The organism is Bartonella sp. AC158YNML (assembly GCF_042196725.1).
GTDB lineage: Bacteria > Pseudomonadota > Alphaproteobacteria > Rhizobiales > Rhizobiaceae > Bartonella.
In genome coordinates this window covers 1-1,735 of sequence record NZ_JBHIQU010000060.1, presented here as the reverse complement: position 1 = coordinate 1,735, position 1,735 = coordinate 1, and the positions used below count along the sequence as shown (strand labels likewise).

The window sequence follows — 1,735 nt, the reverse complement described above, 5'->3', positions numbered from 1 at the left end:
CCTTGTTTGGTGCCTCAAAGGTGATTTCTGTTGTGTATCCGCTTTGTTTTTCATAACGATGTGTGACGGTAGCGGCTTTCCATGGTCCATTGATTTGCCCACGAAACCCTTGAAGGATGAGAGGTTGATCCGCCATGATTTCAGGGCGTCCTGCAAGAGACAAAGAGCCACTGCCTACAGCACGACATAAGCGATCCGACTCGGAAGCGGCGGCAGATAAAGCTTCCTCTTGACATGGATAACAACTGCGAAGACGCCGCACAGGCCCGCTAAACCCTGTCTGATGCTTGACTTGGCATTGTTGCCCTGTTGAGCGATCAAAATAAGAAGCTTCAATGATGCCGTATTGCGTGCGTGGCTCTAACGTGAATTCCCAGTTAGAACAGTCGTGCTTATGAAGTTCAAGTGCTGGTAAATTATCCCCGCTTAAAAATAAAAACTTATGGTCTTTGATTAAAAAACGCGCCTGCATGCGGTCCGCAAGACGGGTTAAAAAATCAACCGCCGATTGATCTGTACGAATCACATAAGAAAGAGTTTGTTTGATAAATTGTGGACTGACTTTTGCTTGATAGCCATGGCGTTTGGCGAGTGTCTCAACAATCTCACCAACAGTTTTGTGATCAAAATGTTCACTCGCTTGTTCTTTGAGTTCTTTACGCATCGAGGCGCTTTTGCCACAAAGGCGCAAAATCTCTCCATCACTGCCCCCAATACTCACCACCGACTCAACAACAAAACGCCCCATGAAGGCACTGATGCTGTTCTCATAGCCAAAAATCACTTGCAGAGTGCTGTTGCTTGAGGGAACCTCTAAATCATTACCACTATCATCAAACTCTGCTTCAAATGTATCGGCTTCATTGCCGGCATGGTCCGTAATGGTTGCGGTTAAAAGACGCTGGTAAAAAACCTCATGAACAAGCTTATCCCCCACCCTCACCTCAATAAAAGGATGCGTGCGCATTAATCCCATAACCGCTTCACCACGCTGTTCTTTTCTTGGCTAACAAACTCAGGCAGAATGACCTTTAAGCCCCGTGGCAACAGAGCACCATACCCTGCAATACCTGGATTGGCTTCCAGTGTGGCTTCTAAATAGCCATTTAGTCCCCCAACTTGAGAACGGTCCCCTAACACAGCCATGGCATGGTGAAAGCAGATCAGATCGAGACTCATATCTTCTAGCTCTACCACGAGGTGCTTTTCTGGTATCTTCATGACGTTTCTCCCCCTTAACCATATCCCACTTGGTATTGTCCCACCTGATATTGACCTTGCGGTTTTCCTCCATCGAAAAACGGTAACAAGCTAATGGCATAGCGAATGCGCCCCGATTGACCAGAGCGACTAATATAGTCGTGATCTTTCGTGACACTGGTGATTACCACTGATCCATGGAGAATGGCGCTATAGCCATTGTCACTCATCCAACGGATCATCTCGAACGGGCTTGGCAGCACGAATGGTTCTGGTGATAGCATCTATCGCTACCCGGTCCCCAAACTCTTCTGGAAACAACACCCCATGGATAGTTTTGGCATCATTGCCATAACCGGTAAATTGCAAACCGGGAGCCTCACCAAAACGCTCTAGGCAAACCCATGAAGCAGAAAACTCTTCCTCAAAGGATTGGAAATTCAGCCAGTCCACATAAAAAAGATGTGGTCCTAACATCAGCAAAGGATCTCTCATAGACGCCCTCCCCTTATTCTGTCCCGCCATGCAGCGCATT

The 1,735-nt window shown here is 47.3% G+C and carries 2 protein-coding genes and 1 pseudogene; all 3 read right to left on the bottom strand.

Annotated features, from left to right (window positions below; all coding sequences use genetic code 11):
• Positions 1 to 967 (bottom strand): phage late control D family protein (locus ACFIM1_RS09210; protein WP_375694681.1); only part of this gene is annotated, 967 nt, incomplete at its 3' end.
• Positions 967 to 1,221, bottom strand: a complete 255-nt coding sequence (locus tag ACFIM1_RS09205) for a tail protein X (RefSeq protein ID WP_375609809.1) — start codon at positions 1,219 to 1,221, stop codon at positions 967 to 969. The genes ACFIM1_RS09210 and ACFIM1_RS09205, both read right to left, overlap by 1 nt.
• Positions 1,222 to 1,235: 14 nt before the next feature.
• A pseudogene (locus ACFIM1_RS09200) lies at positions 1,236 to 1,695 on the bottom strand (phage tail protein).
• Between the last annotated feature and the right edge of the window lie 40 nt (positions 1,696 to 1,735).